Annotated in this window: 4 protein-coding genes; 1 reads left to right on the top strand and 3 read right to left on the bottom strand. The window is 47.8% G+C overall.

Features of this window, described 5'->3' with window-relative positions; all coding sequences use genetic code 11:
* The coding region (locus tag IQ257_RS28575; protein ID WP_193933436.1) for an efflux RND transporter permease subunit at window positions 1–1939 on the top strand (1939 nt) is incomplete at its 5' end.
* Window positions 1940–2005: 66 nt separating this feature from the next.
* Here IQ257_RS28575 and IQ257_RS28570 read toward each other — a convergent pair.
* The 3 genes from IQ257_RS28570 to IQ257_RS28560 all read right to left on the bottom strand — a co-directional run bounded on the left by IQ257_RS28570 (window position 2006) and on the right by IQ257_RS28560 (window position 5684).
* Window positions 2006–3244: an S-layer homology domain-containing protein gene (locus IQ257_RS28570; protein WP_193882039.1), complete on the bottom strand. Its 1239-nt coding sequence runs from the start codon at window positions 3242–3244 to the stop codon at window positions 2006–2008.
* A 522-nt stretch (window positions 3245–3766) separates the two neighbouring features.
* The gene (locus tag IQ257_RS28565; protein WP_193882042.1) at window positions 3767–4189 is read right to left on the bottom strand and encodes a TerB family tellurite resistance protein; all 423 of its coding nucleotides are present in this window, start codon (window positions 4187–4189) and stop codon (window positions 3767–3769) included.
* Between the two features lie 139 nt (window positions 4190–4328).
* Window positions 4329–5684: a 16S rRNA (cytosine(967)-C(5))-methyltransferase gene (locus IQ257_RS28560; RefSeq protein WP_193882045.1), complete on the bottom strand. Its 1356-nt coding sequence runs from the start codon at window positions 5682–5684 to the stop codon at window positions 4329–4331.
* Window positions 5685–5718: the final 34 nt, after the last annotated feature.

The following is a 5718-nucleotide window of genomic DNA, read 5'->3' as shown; positions in this document are numbered from 1 at the left end:
GAGCGGGGAAGACAAGGAAGATTTCTCTGTAAATTTTCCCCAATCCTTCTTATCTTCTCAATCTCCGATTTCTCAGGCAGAGAAGAGTTCACGAGAGGTGGAATCGGCGCTGTTGGCTTCTACCAGTACGAACTTAGTAGCGGTACTGCCGTTCCTGCTGATTGGTGGCTTTTTCTCGCTGCTATTTAGCGAACTTATTCTCACGATTAGCTTTGCTGTAGCTGCGTCTCTGGTGGTTGCGCTGACGGTGGTGCCAATGCTATCTTCCCGATTATTGGCATTGCCTTGGTCGAGTGGTATCAATCGATTTTGGCTGTTGTGGCAATTCAATCAGCGGTTTGAGGCGGCGACTCGGAGTTACGAACGCTGCCTGGGTTGGATATTGCGCTATCGGATTGGAGTGATTGCGATCGCCTTTTTAATTTTGGGAGGCGGCAGCTTCTTGTTATTTGGTCAGATTCCCCAAGAAATTTTACCTCGAATTAACACTGGACAAGCGTCCCTCAGAGCACAATTTCCTCCCGGCACAACCTTGGAGACGAACCGGAAAGTGATGACGGTTGTCGATGACATTCTCCTACAACAACCCGAAACCGAGTATGTGTTTACTACATCGGGAGGGTTCCTGTTTGGAGGTAATACCTCAGAAAATCTGCTGCGGGGTTCTAGCACTATCTCCCTCAAACCTCACACAGATGTTGAGGCATTTGTTGAACGAGTTAGTCAGGAGTTAGAGAAACTCAATCTAGTTCAATCTCGCCTAAGCATGAGCCCTGGTGAAGTGCGGGGGATTATCTTAAGTAACTCCCCCGTGCGCGGAGCAGATGTTGATATTGTCCTTCAGGGAACAGATAGCCAGAGCTTGGAAGATGCCGGACGTCAATTGCTGCAAGTTCTAGATGATCGAGTTTCTTTGGTTCGCTTTCGCCCGGATGCTGATCCCAAGCAACCGGAAGTACAAATTCGACCGGATTGGGAACGGGTGGCGCAGTTGGGGTTAACGGCACAGGAAATAGGGAATTCCATCCAGACAGCCATTGAGGGTTCCATTGCGACTCAGTTGCAACGGGGCGATCGCTTAGTGGATGTGCAGGTACAACTGGATCAGGCAGCAGTACAGCGGGTATCCCAGTTAGAACAGTTGCCTCTATTACTAGGCAATAGCCGCCCTATTCGCTTGGGAGATATCGCAACGGTTGAGAAAGGTAAAGCTCCCGGTGAAATTCAGCGGATTAACCAGCGGCAGGTTTTCCTAATTGCCGGGAGTTTAGCAGAGGAAGCCAAATTGAGTGATGCGATCGCTCAAACTAAAGCAGTACTAGCAGAGGTGGATTTACCGGATGGTGTCACTATTTTACCCAGTTCTACCGAGGAAACGAACCAGCAATTGCAAAACTCTCTCAAGGTGCTGGGGGGATTGGCAGCGTTTTTAGTATTTGTGGTGATGGCAGTGCAGTACAATTCCCTGATTGACCCCTTGGTGATTATGCTCACCGTACCCCTATCCCTAGCTGGAGGAATTTTAGGGCTTTACATCACCCAAACTGCCATCGGTGCTACAGTACTTGTCGGCGCAGTGCTGCTGGTAGGGATTGTGGTCAATAATGCGATCATCATGGTAGAGTTTGCCAATCAGATTTACGACCAGGAAGGGGTTGACCGCACAACTGCTATTTTAAAAGCAGCTCCCCAGCGTTTACGACCGATTTTAATGACGACTATTACCACGGTGTTGGGACTCTTTCCCCTAGCGCTGGGTATCGGGGAGGGTTCGGAATTTTTGCAACCCTTGGGTGTGGTTGTGTTTTCCGGGTTATCCTTGGCAACATTACTGACGTTGTTTATTATCCCCTGCTTCTACACTCTGCTGCATGGAGGCAAGAAGCCATCAAATCGGCGGCGGCGAGTTGTTTTGGAAAAAGAGAAACAGGCGGTGTAGTTAAATAGAGACGTTGCCTGCAACGTCTCTACTCTACATCGGGATGGAAAAAGGAAGGATTTGGGATTAGTTGGGGCTAATCACCAAGTTCTGATTTAACTTGATATCCAAGTCAGTATCCGGCTCAATCACATACAGATCAACGCTGTTCCGACCGAGGAAGCGCTGGATTAGGCTCAAGGCTACACCAGAACCAGCCCCAATCAAGAGTTCTTCTGTAGCGATCGCGCGATCGCCGGTGACGGCAGAAATGGCGGCGGCGGCGGCGGTACCCAGTGCGGCATTCTTAACGAGGTTGCCAACACTTGTACCTTGACGAATGGTTTCTGTGGTGGTGATTAATTCCGAAGAGGCATCAATGTTCATCTGTTGACCATTCATCACCAGTTTTTCGGCGAAAAACTGAGCACCGTTCTCAGTAGAACGCAACTCACCCACCACTTCACTACCAGCGGGAATTAGAACTCTGCCGTCAGAGGTGGTGATATTGGCATCCACTGTCAACGTTAGCGGTAATTCTTCATCTTCTTTAGCAACTAGAATTTTTTCGCGAATGTACTTCACTGGAATAGTGGTGCCAGCCGGAATTGTAAAATTGGCAAGCATAGAATCAGCGATGTATTGAGAACTAATAGTTTGTGCTTGGTCTTCGCTGACAAGGGCTTGGTAAATGAACGCTGCTACTTCGGCGCGAGTGGCATTCCGCTGGGGATTTAGAAACTTAACATTAGGATAGTTTACGACCATGCGTTCTTCTGTTGCTGCTGCAATCGGAGAACGTGCCCAGTTGGAAATACTGGTTGCATCGTTATAGAAGTTCAGAACGTTTAATGAATTGGCAGAGTAATCCAATCCATTAGCTAAGGAAACTAAAACCTGTTCACGGGGAATATTTTGTTCGGGTCTAAAGACATTACCAGGATAACCCGCCAGAAATCCAGTCGTATACGAATCTTGAATTGCCGAATAAGCCCAGTATCTTGAGGGAACATCTACAAAATTAATTCCACCCCGTTGAGTTGCTTTCTTAAATGATTGATTTGCCTTGCGTAGCATCGCTGCAAACTGGGCACGGGTTACAGGCGCATCGGGTCGGAAAGTGCCATCGGGGAATCCAGCAATAATATCGCGCTGTGCTAATTCACCAATAAACTGATTTGCCCAATAGCTAGATGAAACATCTGTAAAATTTGTACTTTGGGCAAAACTAGGAGCAGCTACCATCATAGGTGCTATCGTCCCAGCGGTTATACCAAAGGCTAAAAATGCTGCGGTTCCAGATTGCCAGGAATGTAGGTTAGACATGAAAGGCGTTCTCCAAGAAAAATCGTTTTCTTAAGTAATTGGACGCGGGCTGAAATGAGATGTTCCTACAATTTGATCGTTAACCCATTCGGGTGAATTAAAGTGCTAAATGCTCGGATAGTAAGGCTTTTTAGCTAATACCAAGTCCTGCCGTGAAGATGTCTTATTCTCAAGGTGAAGGATTAAGAGAGAGCGTTCACTTCAGTGATGTTGCACTTACACGACAGGTTATGTCTTGTGAATGCCACGTTTGAGAAACAGTCTTGGTGTTTTTTCGTCCCGACAAGGGCGATCGCGTTTATGAAAGAGTGTTGGAACATCCCTATCTTTAAAGACGACGGTTGAGCCAGTTAGTTGCCTCGTGATACCAAGTTACATTCAAAGAAGTAAATTTCTCTCCCCTGCTATCCTGCATCAAACCACAACTGAGTATGACATTCTCCCTTGGCTCAACCCCTTAAATCGGAGGAGTGTTCTTTTTGAGTGCGGACTAAGAACTGAGTTATTTCACTACCCTTCCAACTAGACTTGTTGGTCAATCCAGCGGTGGTAAAGTTTTTGAATCGCTTTGAGAACGTTATTGTAGCCAGACTTGGGCGATGCGCTGGCAGGATCGAGAAGCTGCAAGCGTGTTAAAAGTTTAGCTTCCTCGGTGTCAACGTCGCCATCACTGTAAATTAAAGCGCTAATCGATTCAATCAAGCGCTGGTAATCGTCTTGACTGGGGCGAGTTCCCAAATACTCCTGTACCCAGCCATAACACTCATCGGCTGACACGGCTCTGAGTTCGTAGAGTAACGGTTGAATCTCTGGATCTTCGGCAACACCTGATTGCTTGGCAACTCGGTGCAGATAGTCCCGTTCCTCTTGCTGGATTCTGCCATCTATCCAAGCGGCACCTATCAAAATCTTGACTAGCTGTTTGACATTAGAGTGGGTAACCATGACCTTTTCCTATAATTAATTTATGCACCGTTGCTCAATCTACCAGAACTGTAGAACAAGAACGGTAAACTTAGTTCTTAAGTTAACGCTAAGTTTTCTTGAGATGGGGTGTGGGGTGTGGGGGAGCAGGGAAGAACGTTCACTCCTTATGGTTTTGCCCTAATCTCAATTTGACCATGAAGAAACCATCCATGTGATGGCGGTGGGGTAAGACTTTAAGCCAACCTTGGGGTGTGGAGAAGGGAGTGAGGAGGGAATCTGGAGGAGGCGGCTCAATTTGCCAGTGGGGATGGCTATTGAGAAAGGATTGAATGATCGCTTCATTTTCTTGGGGATGTAGGGTGCAGGTAGCATAGACTAGACAGCCTCCAGGCTTTACCCAAGTCGCTGCCTGAGCTAAGAGTTCCTTTTGCAGTACAGAAAGTTCCTGTACCGTCTCTTTACTAGTACGCCAACGAATATCAGGGCGACGGTGCAGTGTACCCAAACCCGAACAGGGAGCATCCAGTAAAACCCGATCGGCACTATTGGTAAATTGGGAAAGGTTACGACTGTCACCCGTATAGAGTTGGATGGATTGTAGTTGTAGCCGTTGGACGTTTTGCTGGAGTCGTTTGAGACGAGAAGCAGCGCGATCGCACGCCCAAATTTTACCGCGATCGCTCATCAATTCGGCAATATGAGTCGTCTTTCCCCCTGGTGCCGCACAAGCATCAATCACTATATGATCAGGCTGCGGATCAAGTAAGTAACTAACCAACTGAGCACTACTATCTTGAACAGTCCACCAGCCTTCACTAAATCCAGGTAACTGTTGAATGGCTCCCGTGCTGCCCGTCAATCGCAAGGCTTGGGGCAAGTGAGGCATTCGCTGCACTTCAACGCCAACCTTTTGCATGGCTGTCTCAACCTCCTCAACTGAGGTTCGCAGGGGATTGACTCGCAGATCGATAGTTGGAGTTTGGTTAAACCACTCACAAAGTTGTTCTGTTTCATCTACCCCGAGCTGTTCTATCCACATCTCGACAATCCAGTCGGGAAAGCTGTGCAAAATACCCAAACGTTGGACTGGTTCTATCGGTAACTGCAACGGTTCGTTTGATGCTGATTTCAAACGTTCATACTGCCGTAGCAATCCATTGGCAACACCAGCCAGTCCTTTAAACCCATTGTCTTTAGCCAGCTCAACCGTGGTATTGACAGCAGCAGACGGGGGAATGCGCTGCTGATAGCGAAGTTGATACAAACCCAGATGGAGGATAGTACGAAAGTCTGGGGCTTGCTGGTGGGCTTTTTTCTTGCCGAGTTGGTTAATTAAGGCGTCAAGGGTTCGCTCTCGCCTAACCGTTCCGTAAACTAACTCCGTCACTAAACGGCGATCGACATTTTGTAATTGAGCAGTGCGCAAAACGCGATCAAGGGCAATATCAGTAAAGGCACCCTCTCGGTGAATATTCCGTAGGGCTAGAAATGCAAGCTGGCGAGGGTTGGGCATTGGGATTAAGGAAATGGGGAATGGGGAATGGGGA

This window comes from Coleofasciculus sp. LEGE 07092, assembly GCF_015207375.1.
Lineage (GTDB): Bacteria > Cyanobacteriota > Cyanobacteriia > Cyanobacteriales > Coleofasciculaceae > LEGE-07092.
Note: the sequence above shows the minus strand (reverse complement) of the source record. Positions and strands in the feature narration are given on the sequence as shown.